Genomic DNA, 16,894 nt, shown 5'->3' with positions numbered 1-16,894 from the left:
GCCCTCGTGAACCAGGAGGTGGCGATGACCGTGGCCCCGGTGCTGCGCCCCGAGTTCGACGCCGAGCTGCGCGCCGGGCTGGCTGTCGTCGGCGGCATGTTTCCCCCGACGATCACCGCCGATCTCATCGACTTCATGCGCGTCTCCTATGCCTCGCCCCCGATGGACGACGTTCTGCGCGACCGTGGCATCGCGTGTGAGGAGCACGTCGCCCCGGGGCACCTCGGGGATCCCGTCGAGGTGTCGGTCCTGCGCCCACCGGGCCAGGACGGCCCACGGCCAGCGGTGGTGTACGCGCACTCCGGCGGGCTGATGTTCGGTGACCGGTTCAGCGGCATCGACCTCGTCCTCGACTGGGTGGACCGGATGGGCGCCGTTCTCGTGACGGTCGAGTACCGCCTGGCTCCGGAGTTCCCCGACCCCTATCCCCGCGAAGACATGTACGCGGCCCTGGAATGGACCGCCAGCCACGCGGACGCCCTCGGCATACGGCCGGACCGGCTGGTCGTGGCCGGCGCGAGCGCCGGTGGCGGACTGGCCGCCGGCATGGCCTTGGCAGCACGCGACCGTGGCGGCCCACCCTTGGTCGGGCAGGTCCTGGACTACCCGATGCTCGACGACCGCGGCATCACGACGTCGATGCACCAGTTCGACGGGGTCGGGGTGTGGGACCGGGTCAGCAACCAGACGGGGTGGCGGGCGCTGCTGGGGGACACCTGTGGAACCGAGGCCGTCTCCCCGTACGCGGCCCCGTCGCGTGCCGGGGATCTGCGTGGTCTTCCGCCGGCCTTCATCGACGTCGGGGCAGCCGAGGTCTTCCGCGACGAGGCGATCGCCTACGCCGACGCCCTGTGGAGGGCAGGAGGCGACGCCGAGCTGCACGTCTGGTCCGGTGCGTTCCACGCGTGCGACATCTTCGCGCCCCACACCGCGGTGGGCCAGAGCATGATCAAGGCCCGCAACACCTGGCTCGAGACGATCCTCGCGGACTGAGGGGGGACGACGTGCAAGAGCTCCTCGGCCGCATCGCCCGACTCGACCCCAGCGCCAGCCTCGGCCTGCGCGTCATCGCCTGCTTCGACGAGCTGGTCGTCGGGAACGTCAACACCCGCGCCCTGCTGTCGGCCGCCGCATCGCTCGCGGGCTGCGTGGCCGGCTTCCACCAGGACCAACCGGTTCGCTCTCTGCGAGTGAACCCCCGAGGCGAGGTCCTCCGCGACACGACCACACCCGTCCCCGCGACGGCCACCACCGCGGACGGACTCTCCGTCTGGCTGGAGCGCGTTGGTGACGCCCTGCCCAACGACGCGATCATCGTGGAACGGCTTGCCCTCGCGGTGCGGATCCGGCACGGCCGCAGTCGAACCGGGTCCGACCACCGACGAGACCTCGGACGCCTGGTCGACGGGGACACCCCGGTCGACGAACGAATGACGGCCGCCGGGGCCCTCGGGCTCGGCGCAAGCCGCCTCTACCGGCTCGTCACGGCACCCCTGTTCGCCGTCTGGGAGCGGCACCCCCGCGGCCCCGAGGACGTCGTGCCCACGGTCCATGGGCCGATCCACGCCGTCATCGTCCCTGCGGAGCCCGGCGACGAGACACTCAAGGCGAGCCCGGTCGGGGTAGGGGTCGCCACCACACCGCAGGACCTTCATCACTCGTTCCGCACCGCCCTCGTCGCTCTCCGTCTGTGCGACCCGCCACGCGTCCCGACGGTCTACGCCGACGAGTACGGCGGCCTGATCGGACTGCTCGCCGACGCCCCGGCGGCGAGCGCCCAGCCTGACGCCGACCGACTGGCCGAGCTCGAGGTCCACGGGTGGGGGGTCGCGACGATCGAAGCGGTCATCCACTCGCAGTCCGTGCGTCAGGCGGCACGGCTGGCAGGCGTGCACCACAGCACGATGCAGACCCGAATCGAGACCATCTCCGCCCTGCTCGGCTTCGACCCCTTCGACGGCTTCGGCAAACCGCGACTCGGTACGGCCTACCTCGTCTGGCGATTGCGCCGATCCCGGGTGCTCGATCTCCCCTCACCCACAACCGAGACACGGAAGTGAGCGTCCGGGACTGCTGCACCGATAGGTGACACGTTGGGTCAGGCGGCCTGAATGGCCGGTGAGGTCATGATGGTCTCGTACTCGATGGGGGTCAATCGGCCGAGGGCGTTCTGCCTGCGGCGGCGGTGGTAGGTGCGTTCGATCCAGGTGATGATGGCGATGCGCAGTTCTTGGCGGGTGGCCCAAGCGCGGCGGTTCAGGACGTTCTTCTGCAGCAGGGAGAAGAAGGACTCCATGGCGGCGTTGTCGCCGCAGGCGCCGACCCGGCCCATCGAGCCGACCATGTCGTGACGGTGCAGGGTGTGGACGTACTTCCGCGCTCGGAACTGGGACCCCCTGTCGGAGTGGACAACACAGCCGGCAACGTCACCGCGGCGGGCGGCCGCGCTGGACAGGGCGGCGACCGCGAGGTGCGACTTCATCCGCGAGTCGATCCGGGGCCCCCTCTGGGGCGTACCCGACGATGCGGTTGGAGTACACGTCCTTGACCGCGCACAGGTACAACTTCCCCTCGCCGGTCCAGTGCTCGGTGATGTCGGTCAACCACAGCTGGTTTGGGGCGTCGGCGGTGAACACGTGCCGGGTCACGCCATGCTTGTCGGTCACGGCGCAGCGGTCGTCGTGCACCGGCGGACCCGGCCGCTTGGAAGCACCCCGCTTGGGCTTGCCGAAGGCCGACCACCAGCCCTGCTTCGAGCACAGCCGCCACGCGGTCCGCTCGCACATGACCTCACCGGCATCGCCGCCTTCGTCGTGCAGGTAGCGGTACCCGAACTCCGGATCGTCGCGGTGAGCGTCGAACAGGGCGTTCGCTCGGTACGCCGCGACGAGGTCAGCATCGGTGACGGGCGCCTCCAGCCACCGGTAGTACGGAGCGCGCGCGATCTGCAGCACCCGGCACGTCACCGTCACGGGGATCCCGTCGGCGGCCAGCTCGCGGACGAGCGGGTACATCATTTTCCCGGCGGGTTCGCCTGCGAGAGATACGCCGCCGCCCGGCGAAGGACCTCGACCTCCTGCTCCAGCAGCCGGTTGCGACGCTTGAGCTCACGCAGCTCGGCCAGCTCCTCACGATCGGCGCCGGCCTTGATCCCAGCATCGCGGTCGGCCTGGGTCATCCTGTTCGTCAGACACGACTCCGAGATCCCGAAATCCTTGGCGACCTGCTTCAGCGTGACACCGTCCTCACGCTGACGAGCCACACGCACGACGTCGTCGCGGAACTCCTGGGGATAGGGCTTGGGCACGGTGAACATCCTTCCAGCAGCGCCTCACAACGCCACAGATCGGTTGTCACCTATCGGTGCAGCAGTCCCGACCGCGTCACGGAAGGCGTCGTCGCGGTCGGCGAGCCAGGTCTTGAACGCCGCCTTCGACCGGCCCTCGACCATGTCCAGCGGCCTTGCTGGGTCGGCGCCATCGCGGACCGGGGTGAGGTCGATGATCACCGTGACGTACTTGTCGCCACGCCTGGTGTGGCGCCAGACGTGCTCATCGACGCCAATGACCTTCACGCCCTCGAACCGCGTGGGGTCGTTGATCAGCAGCCGGTTGCCTTGGGCAAGGACCGCGGTGTTGGCGGTGTCCCACGCGACCCCGAGTCCCTCGGCGACACGGGCGACGGTGAGGTATGCGACCACGATCCCTTCCAGCGCCCACGGCAACCCGGTGCGCGAGAGCTTCGCGCGTGGCTCCGCCGCGGCGCTGGTGTCTTGGCGCCACCCGTGTCCGCAGTCGGCACAGCGGTAGCGGCGCACTACAACTTCCAGCACGGTCGGTCGCCAGCCCAGCGGCTCGTTTGCCAACCGCCGGATCACGGTGTCACGAGCAGCGCCTTCGCTGCCGCACCGTCGGCACCACTGATCTGGTTCCACCACGCGGCACGCGAGGGCCGCACGATCCGGTTCAAGTCGTTGTCCGGTCACGCTCAGACCGATGCCGTCGAGTCGAGCGAAGGCGGTCGGGTCAGGGCGGCCGAAGCCGGCCGGCGGGGTAGCGTCGGTCACGTCGAGGTCTTTCGGATGGATGGCGTAGGAACCTCCATCGTCGGGAGACCCCGACGTCTACCTGCGGACCGACGCGCCCGGCCGGCCTACACCGTCATCTGAGAAGACCCCTGAAACGACTTCGACGACGACGGGACCGGCGAGGAGGAGGGCGCGGTGAGCTAAAGGAATAGAGCTGGCTCGGCTTCGACGCCGCCGCAAGCTCCGGTGAAACGTCGGTACTGGTCGGTCGTCGTCGGTCACCACCGGGTGGCGGCGTCCCCCACGCTCGGCGTTTGCGCAGGTCAGCGGCTCGTTCGCCCAGTGGGCGTATCAAGCGATAGACGCAAAGCCGACGTGATTAGGTCGTCGGTTCGATTCCTACAGGCGACTCCGGCGAACAGCCCCTGACCTGCGGAAACGCAGGGTAGGGGCGGTTCGGTTCTGGTGGTCGCGCGATGCGCTGGCCTCACGGCTCTGCCCGACACCGACGTCGCTCTCCTCTGCGACGGACCCCTCGCCGGCTGAGCGCTCGCGGCCGGCATCCTGTCTGTGTGCTGATAGGCCTCGCACCGCTCGGCGACGCAGCGTTGCGTCGCGACCTGGCGACGGCTCGGCGGGGCGCGATCGTCTCGTGCGTTGGCGGACTACGGGAGCTTGGACGCGAGGACGTCGGCCGCCAGGATCTCGGGTGCTGCGCCGAGGAGGTGCTGGTTGGCCATCAGGGCTGCGACGATGGCGCCGTTGGCGTGGGCGTCGCGAGCGGCCTCGTCGGGGAATGCATCGAAGATCCAGAAGGTGTCGGCGTGGGTCCTGACCGCGAACCAGACAATCGTTCCTACTTCTTCGTTGGCGAGCGCGACAGCGCCGGCGAGCAGATCGGCAAGCGCGTCGTCCTGTCCATCGGCCGCGACGATCTTGGCGACGAAGGCATACGGAAGTGATGCGGGTGTGGACATGAGGGGTTCTCCTAGGTGTCGAGGTTTCTTGGTGTAGCGAGTTCAGCGTATGACGAGCAAGGGCATGTGAGAAGTGGCGTATACGGCAGTATTGCTATTGTTCGCGCCATGCGTATCGGACTGATCGCGATCGACGGCTGCTTCGGTTCGGCTGTCGCGTCGGTCATCGACATCGTGCGGGTGGCCGACGGAGCCCGCGGCGATGTCGACCCGCGGATCGACCCGATCGAACTCGCCATCCTCGGACCGAAACGGAGAGTGACCACTACGGCATCGATGACCCTGTCGGTGGACCACCCGCTGTCGGAGTCCGCAGAGTTCGACGTGGTCGTCGTCCCCGCGCTTGGAACCCTCACGGCCGCCGCTACCAACGACGCCCTCCAGAGCCGAGATGCTCGTTCGGTCATCGCCTCGCTCGGGCGCCTCGACGACGCGACCACCCGGATCGCCGCGGCGTGCACCGGCGTGTTCGCTGTCGCCGAGACCGGACGGATGCATCATCGACGGGCGACGACCAGCTGGTTCCTGGGGCCGGAGTTCCTGAAGCGCTATCCGACCGTCGCCCTCGATCTCGACACCATGGTCGTGGTCGACGGGAACCTCGTCACCGCCGGCGCCGCGTTCGCCCACATCGACCTCGCGCTCTCACTCGTGCGATCGATCAGCCCCGACCTTGCCCAGCATGTCGCCAAGCTCCTCATCATCGACGAGCGTCCGTCGCAGGCGGCCTTCGTCGCGTACGAACATCTCCGGCACGAGGACCCGATCGTCGTCGAGTTCGAACGCTTCGTGCGCGCCCGCCTGGACGAACCGTTCAACGTCGCCTTCGTCGCGCAGTCTCTCGGCACCAGCCGGCGCACCCTCGAACGACGAGTCCGTGCGGCGCTCAACCTCACTCCGCTCGGCTTCGTCCAACGGCTTCGCATCGAACGAGCTCGGCACCTCTCAGCAACCACGAACCTCACCTCCGCCGAGATCGCGCTACGGGTCGGCTACGCGAACGCCGAGACTCTGCGCTCCCTCCTGCGTAGGGAGCGACGCCGTTCCTGACCTATCGCCATGCCTGTAGCCGGTGTCCTAGTGCTCGACTGGAACCACCTCTCAGCACGTCGTGTCGACGCTCCTGCGTCGCCCCTGGACGACCCACCCGACACGCCCGCAGCACAGGCCATGGGAGCCTGACCCGCTTTTCCGGACACCTGAGCTGAGGCGATGATCGTCTCGGAGAGGAGTCTGGATGCCTGCACCGAAGCCGTTGGAGTTCCGGCGTCGAGCGGTTGAGCTGACCCGGGTGCCGGGTGCGTCGGTCGCGACGATCGCCAAGGACCTGGGGATCAGTGAGACGTGCCTGCGCCGCTGGATGGCCAAGGACGACGTCGACGCCGGTCGCCGCGAGGGCCTGACCTCGAGCGAGCACGAGGAGCGGTCCGGCTGCGAAGAGAGAACCGCCGCCAGGCGATGGAGATCGAGATCCTCAAGCGTGCCTCGGCCTACTTCGCGCAGGAGAACGTGCTGCCCCCAAAATGAGCGCCCCGCTGGCCCGTGAGCTGGCCGCTGATGGGTACCCCCTCGCGGTGACCTGCGAGGTGCTGGGCATCGCCCGCTCCAGCTACTACGAGGCCGTGGCCCGGCCGCCCTCGAGGAGGGCGGTGGCTGACGCTGAGCTGGCCGTCACGATCGAGCGGGTGCACGCAGACTCCCGGGGGACCTACGGCGCCCCGCGGGTGCATGCCGAGCTGCGGCTCGGGCTCGGCATCGCGTGGGGACGCAAACGCGTGGCCAGGCTGATGCGCCGGGCCGGGCTGGGCGGGGTGTGTCACCGTCGCAAGCGCGGGCAGCGCCCTGCGCCGGCCACGCACGAGGACCTGGTGCAGCGGGTGTTCACCGCTGACGCCCCGGATCGGGTGTGGTTCACCGACATCACCCAGCACCGCGCCAGCGACGGCTGGGTGTACTGCTGCGCGGTGATCGACGCCTACTCCCGGCGGGTCGTGGGCTGGCGATCGCCGAACACATCCGCACCGAGCTCGTCGTCGATGCCCTGGAGATGGCCCGCTGGCAACGCCGCCCGACACCGGGCGCGATCCTGCACGCTGACCGCGGCTCCCAGTACACCTCGTGGGTCTTCGGCCACCGGCTGCGCGACGCCGGCCTCCTCGGGTCGATGGGCCGGGTCGCCTCCAGCGTGGACAACGCCCTCATCGAGTCGTTCTGGTCCACCATGCAACGCGAGCTCCTCGACCGACGCACTTGGCCCTCACGCGTGGAGCTGGCCGCGGCGATCTTCGAGTGGATCGAGGGCTGGTACAACCCCCGCCGCCGGCACTCCACCCTCGGATCCCTGTCCCCGCACGAGTACGAAGCCCTTCACACCGCCGCCATCACCGCGGCATGATCACCACACCGAAACTGTCCGGGAAACCGGGTCAGGCTCCGACCACTTCGCGCCTGCGTGCACAGCCCCTTGAGCGACCCGTTCGGACTCGGTCATCGCGGCGCCGACCCAACCCTTAACGGACGCCATCACGAAGCGGTCCGTGACGGACGGTTCATCGACCTGGAGCTCCGCCATTGGGGTGATCGGGCCCATAGCCGTGAGCCACGACGAACTGTGCGATCGATCCGTACCGCGCCTTGATCACCTTGCTTTCAGCCCGGCGATCATGGCTGGCGATGAAGAACGCCTTCCCTTTGATGGACTGGCCACAGCCGCAGAAGCATTTGCCGGTGGGTTTCATCGAACTCCTCGGACGGTCGTGGATACGCTCGCATCGTGTCCGACGATGTCACACCCAAACAGTTGGCGGCCGAGCTCGAGATCACTGATCGCGCCGTCCGCCGGTGGCTTCGCCAACAGGGCTGGCAGTCCATGCCGTACGCGCGATGGCACCTCTCGAAGGACCGGGCCGATAAGGTCCGGACGCACTTCGCGGGGAACGCTTCAGAGAGTCGGCAGTCCGACGACTGACTGGACGGCCCATCTCCCTCGTCCGCTGCCCGGTCGGAACGAGGCCGGGTGCGTCTGGAAAGCGGGCCAGCGAGGCAGAAGGGAAGTCGACATTGCTGACGTTCAATGACCTGCTGGCACTTGAGGACGTCGAGGTCGCGAGCGTCCGGCTCGTTAGACACCAAGACAGCAGGCTGAAGCCTGGCCGGCTGTACGAGGCCTGGCGGAACGATCGCGACGCGTTCGAGAGCTACCAAAGCGTGCAAGGCATGGACAAGTTTCGAGTCGGCGGCAGCATTGCCGGCTTCGTGGCGACCGAGGCGCAGAAGACGGTCTTCGTTGGGCTCTACCGCGTCGAAAGCGTCGACAGATGCCCACCGGGCAGCACCGACGCCCTGCTCAAACACGACACCTCCGGCCACTTCCGGTATCAACTCGCTCTTCGGGAGGAGCTGAGCCAGTACATCGACCGACTCGTCATTGAATGGGGTGCTGGAACGCGCAGCTGGGTCCAGCTGGCGACAAATCAGCCCAAGGCGATCCTTGAGATCGCGGATCAGTTCGAGCCCCGCTTCCCTGGCTTCCGCGACTTCGTCCGACCGCTCGAAGACATCCCGATGCTGCCGAACGGTTGGCAGCAAGTTCTGCGCAGCGTCAAGGGGATCTACCTCTTGGTCGATCTCGAGTCAGGCGATCAGTACGTCGGGTCGGCCAAAGGCGCGGAGAGCCTGTTCGGGCGCTGGATGGAGTACGCGATCAATGGCCACGGCGGCAACCTCGGCCTCCGAAGGGCCGCCTCCCGCGGTGCCCGGCGGTACCAAGTGTCAGTCCTCGAAGTCGTCGACGAAAACACACCAGATGCCACGATCGAGCAGATCGAGTCCCACTGGAAGAACAAGTTGCTGTCCCGAAAGTTCGGCCTCAACGCGAACTAGTTAGCCAAGCCACGCTCGAAGCGCAGCCTTGGAGCGATGCCTTTGCGACGTGGGACTCGCGGCATGTGAGTGTGCTGGCTACATGCTCGGTGGTTGGGCCTGTCCGCTGCGACGATAGGTCGCCCGTCCACTGAGAGCATCTCAGAGACTTGACATTGAGGTGTCGGGTCCAGCGCCCGGCAAGCCAGAGTGACGACGTGAAATCGTTAAATGAAGGACGGATGGTGCCCTAGCCTCCCTCGTAGGCCGAGGCGACCTTGGCTGTTTCCTCAGAGCAGAGGAGTTGGCCGTTTGGAAGGCAATGTCGGCAGTTGGGCAGACCCACTCACCACCGTCTCGCTGCTCGCCGCCGCCTGGCTATATATCTGGCGGGCCGCCATCCTTCCTGCGATGCACGCGGGGCCACGCTATGAACGCCTACGGATCCAAGGACTCCTGAGGGCGCTGACGCTCTCGCGCGCCAAGGAAATCCTTGGTTGCGAACCTGCCCATGTCGCGCAGATGGAGTCAGAAGACTCCGGCCATAGTGGCATGCAGGTGTACCACTTCAATCTTCGTCGGACGCATGTCCGGGTCTTCGTAAAATCCGACTCGACCGTATACGGCTTCACAGTGCTGTTGCGACGGCCTTCGCTGATGGGCGCGGTCGACCTAGGCGGCGTCAAGGCTCGGCTCGGATTGACGCCGATCGCTTCAGCCTGGTGTAGAGATGTCGAGCCCTCCTTCGCGAATAGTCCCTACACGCGCTCGCACTCCTACGCGGAGTCATCCTTTGGGTGGGGGTACACCACCTACAGGACCTGGGCAGCTGGCTGCGTTCATTACGGGAGCTGTGGTCCTGGACCACTCCTTTACACGTTCTGGAATTGGAGGAAGCCCAAGAATGATGGCCATACGACACTGGTGCGCCTGGCGGGCTCTCTCGGCTCTCCATGGCGCCCCCTGGACCTGAGAAGCCTGCATCCCGAAGTCGAGGACGATAGGCGGAGCGTCGCCGTGAACTTGCTGGCGGTGGCCTTACAAGGGAAACTGCTCTCGCAGATGGTGGAAATGCACGACCAACACATGTCCCTTTTGGATGGAGAACCACCGATTGGACGGATGGCGTGGAACAAGGTCCGCGCTTGGCGCCAACGCCGACGGCACTGACTGTGCGGACAGGCCTATGAGCTGCCGACCCAATAGTCCTCGCCTCGCTCGGGGTGCTCACGGGGAACCGATAGGGCTCCCGCTCAATACGCACACGGAGGCTCCGACTGCGACATGCGCGCCTTCGCAAGTCAAATTAGTCAGCGCCCTCAAAGTGCACAACCGCGGATGCCGCAACTCGAAGTCGAAAAGATTAAGAGAGTCATTGGGCCCAAGTAGATCAACAGTTTGAAGATTTTTGAGCAATCCGGAAAGTTCTGCTTTTGACGAAACTCATGGGATAATTAAAAGTATTCCAAGAGAATCGAGGTGATATATGCAATGCATTTCGAAAGAGTTGTATCCCTACTAATGCTGCTCGTTGCGGCAGCAACGCTCCTGTTTACAATCTTGATGTTCCTAGGACTCTAAATGGGTGACGAAGCGTGAGGACCCCGTAGCCCGTGTGGTTGCGGGGTTTCCTCATGCCTCGACTGATTTGGGTCTCTACCACCTTGTGAGCTTGGCGAGGCTTCCGATCATCAAGCCGCTGACCAGCGGGATAGCCTTTGCGACAGGCGCTCAATCCATCGTCATTGCGACCGGTAACCGACCGATGATTGCCGCCAGGACCCTGTAGCAGCGTCGGACGGTCCGGAAGCGCGTCGCCCGATGGCGCCGAAGCTGAAGTCTGGGCCTGGCCTAGGGTTGAGACAGCGAGCAGGGCGGACACTCGCTGGCGGTCCAGCCGTCTACAAGGGCGCTGGCCGCCCTCCTTTCAACTGGTCCACACGATTTCCACATCAGCCCGTCGCCCCCACTCGATGAGCAACGACTGCCATGTCGTGCTCCAGTCGACAGGGTTCAGTTGGCCGTCACGTCGCAGCATGCTGAGTTCTGGCAATCCGAACTGCTGTCCAAGCTGATGGAGAACATCGGCCGCAATTTCCAGAAGGGTTCGGTCTCTACGCAATAGATCCTCGATGGTCACGGAGGCCTCCACCGGATGCATCGCTTCGCGCGAAACAGCCGCCGCCGGCGTCATAAAGCCACCTCCTACAGAAGCACTTAGAATCAGCTCGTTTGCCTGAAAGGCAGGTATCACTTGAACCCGCAGTAACGCGGGGCCTCCTACGTGCGCGTTCTCCTGCGCATGAAGGGCGAGTATCCGTAGACCCGACAGCAACACCGCCGCCAGTGTCTGATCTAGCAAGCTCGACGTCGTTCCGGCGACATCGAGCGATCCCTCACTGTCTGTAACCTCCGCTGCGTACAGTGCCGCTCCATCCGTATGGCACTCCAGCCACACGAAGTTGGCCTTCGGAGAGGACCATCCGCCATCCGCGGTAAACCGTTTGGCGGCGACCCGGTGGCGGTGCAGGGAATCGTTCACGCCGAGGTGCGGGATGGCGGACGTCCAGTGTTGGAATTCGGCGAACCCAAGGCGCGTGATGTCCATCGCGCCAGCCTGTTCGGGTACTAGACACATGACCAGCCACGAGGGCTCCTCAGCCAGCCTGACCTTTGCCCCCGAGATTAACGCCTCCGCCCTATCGGCTTGACGGCTAGCGCTTCTGAAGCGCTCGCTATAGGCCGCTGCCACCTCGCTTTCGGACATATAGCGCGTAGTGCTGCCGTTGCGAACGGGATAACGAAGCCCTTGATTAACTAGAACCCCATGCGGCGCTGACGCGCTGCGTGGAACGGCTAGAAGGTAGAAGCCAGTTCCGCCTCCATCACTTACTGGGATAATGTCAAATCGCGGCACCGGCGCGACGTTACTAGCTACGATTAACCTCATCCTGGACGCCTCAGCGTCGCTGAGCTGGACCTGTGAGGTAGTGGTTGCCCGGCCTTGAATGTCTTCCCCAACGCCCAGAACGATGACCCCACCCGCAGAATTGGCGAGGGCGGCAACGTCCCCTGCCAAGGCGCGGCGGGCCTCATCGCTATTCGCGTACAGCGCAGCCTTGAAATCGAGGTCAAAAGCTTCAGGAACGGCGTTGGTCGCTAAGGCTTCCACATGAGCCTGGCTGATGCTTTCAATTGCTGCGCCAAAGATCGCCTCAAGTCGCCGTGAGAACTCCGCCACTGTTGCTAGCCCTTCCTACCCGAGGACACGGAACGCCTGCCAGGGACGAGGGGGTGAGCACGCCGCCTAGAACCGGGCACCTCGTCCACCCCAGCCTCGGTAGGTTCGCTCGGCTTCAAGCCCGGTTCGAGAATCGGGCTGCCGCCTTGCTGTGCGAACGTCGCAAGCGGACGGGTCAGCCCATTCGATGGCCCCATGGCTGTGGGCTTACCTTCGGACCTCGGCTCAGGTCTCGACGACGCAGTCATCGCTCTCTCACGGTCGACGAGTTGACGCTCTAGCCGCCCCCTGCTTCACGCGTTGCAGTTCGGCGTCGGCGGCAGCGCGGGCAGCGGGCCACGAGAACGTCATGGCTTCGTTGCCAAACGGCCATGACTCATCAAGGTAATCCAGAAAGATCTCCACTCTCTCGATCCGCTCCTCGATGGGCTGCACATCTCGGATTCTTGCCCGGAAAGCCGGATTGAGCACCGGGGTATCCACCACCACTGCATCGAGATAGGCAAAGTCCGAAATCAGCGTCTGATACATGTAGGCCCCCGCCGCAGTGGGCCGAACAACCGCCTGAGGGTCTTCGGGGTCAGAGACCTCTAGCAAATCCGCTTCGACCGCCCGTTGGAAGTGGATGTCAATGTCAGTCGGCGCGTAGCCAAGCGCCTGAATAGAGGAGTACAGGCGTGACTTGGACACGAACCCATTCTGTTCTCCCTTTCCAAGTTGCTGCACCGTTGCCAGCAAGACGGGCAGCAAGAAATGTTCTTGAGCACTTCGGGTCGAAATCCAGAGAAGATTGGGGACCGGGGACGTCTCTGGGTCATAGTACTTATGATCCTGAAAAAGGATTGCGCGCAGGAACTCATGAGGTGGCACAAAGTAGGTTGCACCGCTGGCCGCTAGGTCCAGAATGCGCGATGTTTGCACGTAACCACTGCCTACGAAAGTGGAGATGAAGTCCAGCGCCTTGCGAGCGTTCCCAGAACTTAAATTATCCACAACTGAGATGAGCTTCTGGTTCTCGGTAAACGCTTTCGTAAGGACCGAGATGTACACAAGAAGGGTGGTGGAGTCAATCGTCAACCCTACTGGGAACCCCGGTAGCCTGCCGTCTTCCTTCAGACGCTTCGCCGCGAACTGGAGACGCTTAGCGATAACGAGGTCGCTGCGCGGGGGCGACACAGTGAAAACTCGCGGTTGGTACGCCGCCAAAGCCCCACTTCGTCGCGATTGATGAAAGGTATCTGGACGCAGCGTCAGAAAGACTGTCGCTGGCCACTCCGCCGCGAGGGAATGAGCCACAACGAAGAGTCGATCCTGAAAACCTACATCATGCTGATCGACGTTATCTAGAGCAATTACGAAACTCAAACCTCGTGAGGCCCGCAGGAACTCAAGGGTTCGCCGCACGTGCTCGAGTGGCTTCCGCAGATGAGACTCCAACATGTCGATCTCCCGCCGCCGATATTCGGCAGGATCGTCAACTTGCAGTGGGCCACTTACGCCCTTGCGGAAGCGATTGATCTCCGCATTGTAGATGGCTCGTACTATAGCGTCTTCCTCCAAGTCGATCGAGCGGGACCGCTCAAGTTCTCGGCGCACCGCTTCGACTATGTGAGAAGACACATCGACGTTGAGGCCTGAGTGCTTCAGAAAGTCTATATAGAAGACGACCGTATCAGACAGAATATCCTTCGCTTCCAACCGGAAGAGGTGCTTCAAGAAGATGCTCTTTCCGACACCCACGTCGCCAAGTAGGACGATCGGGCGGGTGGTTAGCGAGCCCGCAATCAAACTGCTCTCGAGTTCCTTTGAAGGGCCTTTCCTCCCGCGAGCATCAGTGACTTGCACTTGGTCCCGCAGGGACGCGTAGCGGGACTTGAGAATCTCCTTACTCACAGCTGCATACTGAGACAAAGCCCCGCTGGAGCAGTAACAATTGGCAAGGAAGTCCTCTGTCACGGTTTCATCATTGACCACATCTTGGATGAACAGGTCACCCAAGATGCTTAGGTCCGTCTCCATCGCAGACCCGATTCGATATCCGGGATACTGATGGATGGAGGCGGACAGGGGGGCGGGAGGTACGGCCAGGGTGCGCGCCGAAGCTAACTGTCGGAGTAGTGCCCCGCTTTCAACGCCCGGCAGGGAGAGCTGATCCCAGAGGCCAACAAACATCTGTCGCGCGTCAGCAAGACTCTTGTAGAGGACGGCGTCACCCTCACGAGGCGCGACTCCGTCTGAGCGACTACCTAGGAAGGCGACAATCTGTACACCATTGCACAACACGGCTATTGGTATGCCGGCGTGTTGGCAGTAGGCCAGGACCTGGTCCACCGCCTTCTGGTTCGTAGGTGAGTAGGCGGCGAACTGGCGCAGAGAGAGGGTTCCAGAGTCCGTCCCGGCGGGAACCTCAAAATGCAACCCAGTTCTCTTGGCCTCAAGTACAAGCCGCGATTGGGGGGCTCCAACGACATAGTCCAAGAACCCTCCCTCGTGGTACTCCTCGCAGTTGATCTGGTCGGCCGGCCAGCCAAGCACGTCCATAAGCAGCTTGTCGATGATTCTCAGCCGGGTCGTGGCCTCGTTTTCGTTGCCCTCGCTGGCGACCTCGACCTCTGCGCAGAGCTCATCAAGGCTCGCCGCGCCTTGGTCGTAGAGCGTCAAATTGGCCTCCGCTGCCGTTCGAGGGTCTCCTACCCCCGATGCCTACTTCCGCTGGGCCGGCCAGCCGGCCCCGCAAGCCAACGTAGACGAACCGAGCGCAACTAACGAGGCAACCCGCTCGGTCCCAGAGAGATCGGGCTCCGGAGGCGAACCTTTGGGCGCGAGCGGCTCACGGCCCTCGGCGAGAACGTCATCCCACCATCGGCATGTGGGCAAGAGTTCGGACTGCCACGGCATAGCCCTATGTGGGCGGAGTGGGGCGGCCGCAGGGGCCAAGTGACACCTACTCGTAGTGAGCAACGGACGAGGCTGAGGCCCCGGTTGAGGACGGGGGACCCCGTTGATCAGCAATCGCGCTTGATGCCACCACCCTCTATCTGCGCGTCAGACCATTGGGTGGCGTCGCGAGCCAGCGCTGGAGAGGAGTCACCGGCGCGTCGCAGCACCCTGTAGCGGTCACCGTGCCTTGCGGCGATCCCTGTGCACACCTGAACGAGTTATCCACAGGCCTCGGCAGGCAGTGACGGCGCGCCCTATCCGTGCCATCGTGATGGGACCACCCCAGCAATGAGGCGGTAGCACGTCGGAGGGGCCGATGGCATGGATCAAGGTTGGTGCTCGAAGCGCGGTCAGCGTGGCTGGCGTCGCGCTCATGTCCTTGGGAATGACGGCTTGCGAAAGTGGCACTGCTAGCCCGGCGCCGTCAACATTTGCTCCCACTAGCAGTACGGTTCCGAGCACGTCGTCGACGTCATCGCCGCCACCGTCGGAAACTGGGAACCCAACCGCTCAACGGCTCGCCTCTGAGGCGATCGTGCGTTATTGGGCCCTGCTCGATGAGTTGGCTGCGAACCCCGCTCGGTCCATCGACCAGCTCAGAGCAGTGGCGAGCGACCAAGCGTTCCAGCAACGGAGAGTCGCCTTACTCACCTACAGAGAGAAGGGGTGGCACCAAACGGGATCCGCAACGCTGCGGGAGTTTCGGGTTGATGGCCCAACGGACGGTTCGTACGTGGTCTCCGCCTGCGTGGATGTCAGCAGCATCGATTTCTTGGACGATCTCGGACGTTCGCAAGTAAATCCGAATCGCCTTGACGAGCAACGCTTCTCGTACTCGGTGAAGGCATCCTCAGGGACCTACATTGTGGTCCGGGACACTCTCAAGGGGTCGTCGTGCTGAGTGGTGGAGTGAGAGCCGCCTGCCTAGCTGCCCTCACGTTCGCAGGCTTGGCCATTGTCCCTGCTGCTGCGCAGGCAGCCCCCATTTCATGTCCCCCGGGATCTACCCCAGATCCGGGGAGTGGGGAGTGCTTGATCGTCATCGAAGGGCCTGGACAGCCGAGCGGCCCGGGACATGAGACTGGAGCATCGCCGTCTCCCAAGGGGCCCTCTTGCACCTACGCGTTGGCAGATCAGGTGAAGAAGGTGCCCTGTCAGAGCAGTGATGGTTGGTGGTCACAGTCGGAGCAGGCCTACTGCCGAGCCGCGTCGCCGCAGCCGCCAATGGACGACCCAGCCTGGGCTGGACACACGGATGGTCAGATCTTCGAGTGCACTCGCTCGCTCGATCCTCGCTTGGTGGGGGTCGTCTACCTCGTCTGGCTTGCGGAGCCGCCGAATGGAGCGCCACCGGATCCGAAGGTTCTGGTGACGAGAGCGGTACGCACGATGAATCTGCGTGCGGTATCGATCGGGATCGTCCCGGAGAGCAAGCCGGGCTCCGTTGGGCTGGTCGGGCTGCCAGTCTGGATGTGGAACGCGAGCCAGGCCGCTGAGACCTGGGGTCCGGTGACGAAGACCGCCGCCGTCGGGGCGTATTCCGTGACGGCCACCGCGCAGGTGGACAAGGTCGTCTGGTCCATGGGGGACGGTCAGGTCGTGGTGTGCCGGACACCTGGGACCGCCTACCGGGACTCGTTCGGCGATGACGACAGCCCGACGTGCGGCTACCGCTACGACCGACAGGGCCGCTATACGGTGCGCGCCACCTCGTACTGGCACGTCGACTGGGCGGGTCTGGGGCAGAGCGGCACCATCCCCCTGCAGTTCTCCGACAGCACCACCATCACGATCGGTGAGGTGCAGGTTCTCAACCAGTAACACCCAGCTCGAAGGCAAAGGGGTCGC

Annotated in this window: 11 protein-coding genes and 3 pseudogenes; 8 read left to right on the top strand and 6 right to left on the bottom strand. The window is 64.4% G+C overall.

The genetic code is table 11. The features are described 5' to 3' along the window. Positions 1–24 precede the first annotated feature (24 nt). Entirely contained in the window at positions 25–993 is a 969-nt protein-coding gene (locus J3473_RS18525) for an alpha/beta hydrolase (protein WP_207025289.1), read from the top strand. 11 nt (positions 994–1,004) lie between these two features. Beyond that, on the top strand, positions 1,005–2,060 hold the full coding sequence (locus tag J3473_RS18520) for a helix-turn-helix domain-containing protein (RefSeq protein WP_207025288.1): 1,056 nt from the start codon (positions 1,005–1,007) through the stop codon (positions 2,058–2,060). 38 nt (positions 2,061–2,098) lie between these two features. Here the strand turns inward: J3473_RS18520 and J3473_RS18515 are convergent. From J3473_RS18515 to J3473_RS18505, 3 genes and pseudogenes are all read right to left on the bottom strand, one after another. Next, a pseudogene (locus J3473_RS18515) lies at positions 2,099–3,307 on the bottom strand (IS3 family transposase). 69 nt (positions 3,308–3,376) lie between these two features. Then, positions 3,377–4,066 (bottom strand): annotated as a pseudogene (locus J3473_RS18510) (ISL3 family transposase); the annotation flags it as partial. A gap of 626 nt (positions 4,067–4,692) precedes the next feature. Continuing rightward, positions 4,693–5,004 (bottom strand): putative quinol monooxygenase, encoded by a 312-nt coding sequence (locus tag J3473_RS18505; RefSeq protein ID WP_207025287.1) that lies wholly within the window; start codon positions 5,002–5,004, stop codon positions 4,693–4,695. Between the two features lie 108 nt (positions 5,005–5,112). Between J3473_RS18505 and J3473_RS18500 the strand changes: the two genes are divergently transcribed. The 4 genes and pseudogenes from J3473_RS18500 (at position 5,113) to J3473_RS18485 (ending at position 7,399) form a co-directional block, all read left to right on the top strand. Further along, the gene (locus J3473_RS18500; protein WP_207025286.1) at positions 5,113–6,054 is read left to right on the top strand and encodes a GlxA family transcriptional regulator; all 942 of its coding nucleotides are present in this window, start codon (positions 5,113–5,115) and stop codon (positions 6,052–6,054) included. 187 nt (positions 6,055–6,241) lie between these two features. Beyond that, positions 6,242–6,550 carry a transposase gene (locus J3473_RS19830; RefSeq protein WP_207025285.1) on the top strand — a complete coding sequence of 103 codons (309 nt, stop codon included), beginning with the start codon at positions 6,242–6,244 and terminating at the stop codon, positions 6,548–6,550. After that, positions 6,528–7,007: pseudogene (locus J3473_RS19825) on the top strand (IS3 family transposase); the annotation flags it as partial. The gene J3473_RS19830 and the pseudogene J3473_RS19825, both read left to right, overlap by 23 nt. A gap of 44 nt (positions 7,008–7,051) precedes the next feature. Beyond that, positions 7,052–7,399, top strand: a complete 348-nt coding sequence (locus J3473_RS18485) for an integrase core domain-containing protein (protein ID WP_242525961.1) — start codon at positions 7,052–7,054, stop codon at positions 7,397–7,399. Between the two features lie 154 nt (positions 7,400–7,553). Here J3473_RS18485 and J3473_RS18480 read toward each other — a convergent pair whose 3' ends face one another. Beyond that, positions 7,554–7,742: a hypothetical protein gene (locus J3473_RS18480; protein ID WP_207025283.1), complete on the bottom strand. Its 189-nt coding sequence runs from the start codon at positions 7,740–7,742 to the stop codon at positions 7,554–7,556. 322 nt (positions 7,743–8,064) lie between these two features. On the opposite strand from J3473_RS18480, the gene J3473_RS18475 reads away from it, so the two are divergent. After that, a complete protein-coding gene (locus tag J3473_RS18475) occupies positions 8,065–8,886 on the top strand; it encodes a GIY-YIG nuclease family protein (RefSeq protein ID WP_207025282.1) in 822 nt (273 codons plus the stop codon). A 1,906-nt stretch (positions 8,887–10,792) separates the two neighbouring features. Here J3473_RS18475 and J3473_RS18470 read toward each other — a convergent pair. Next, positions 10,793–12,106, bottom strand: coding sequence for a helix-turn-helix domain-containing protein (locus J3473_RS18470; RefSeq protein WP_207025281.1), 1,314 nt, complete (start codon positions 12,104–12,106; stop codon positions 10,793–10,795). Between the two features lie 255 nt (positions 12,107–12,361). Further along, on the bottom strand, positions 12,362–14,767 hold the full coding sequence (locus J3473_RS18465; protein ID WP_207025280.1) for a hypothetical protein: 2,406 nt from the start codon (positions 14,765–14,767) through the stop codon (positions 12,362–12,364). Positions 14,768–16,345: 1,578 nt separating this feature from the next. On the opposite strand from J3473_RS18465, the gene J3473_RS18460 reads away from it, so the two are divergent. Beyond that, complete coding sequence (locus J3473_RS18460) at positions 16,346–16,867, top strand: hypothetical protein (RefSeq protein WP_207025279.1); 522 nt, start codon at positions 16,346–16,348, stop codon at positions 16,865–16,867. Positions 16,868–16,894: the final 27 nt, after the last annotated feature.

It is taken from the genome of Phycicoccus sp. DTK01, assembly GCF_017312765.1.
Taxonomy (GTDB): domain Bacteria; phylum Actinomycetota; class Actinomycetes; order Actinomycetales; family Dermatophilaceae; genus Phycicoccus; species Phycicoccus jejuensis.
This window is presented reverse-complemented; position numbering and strand designations above follow the sequence as displayed.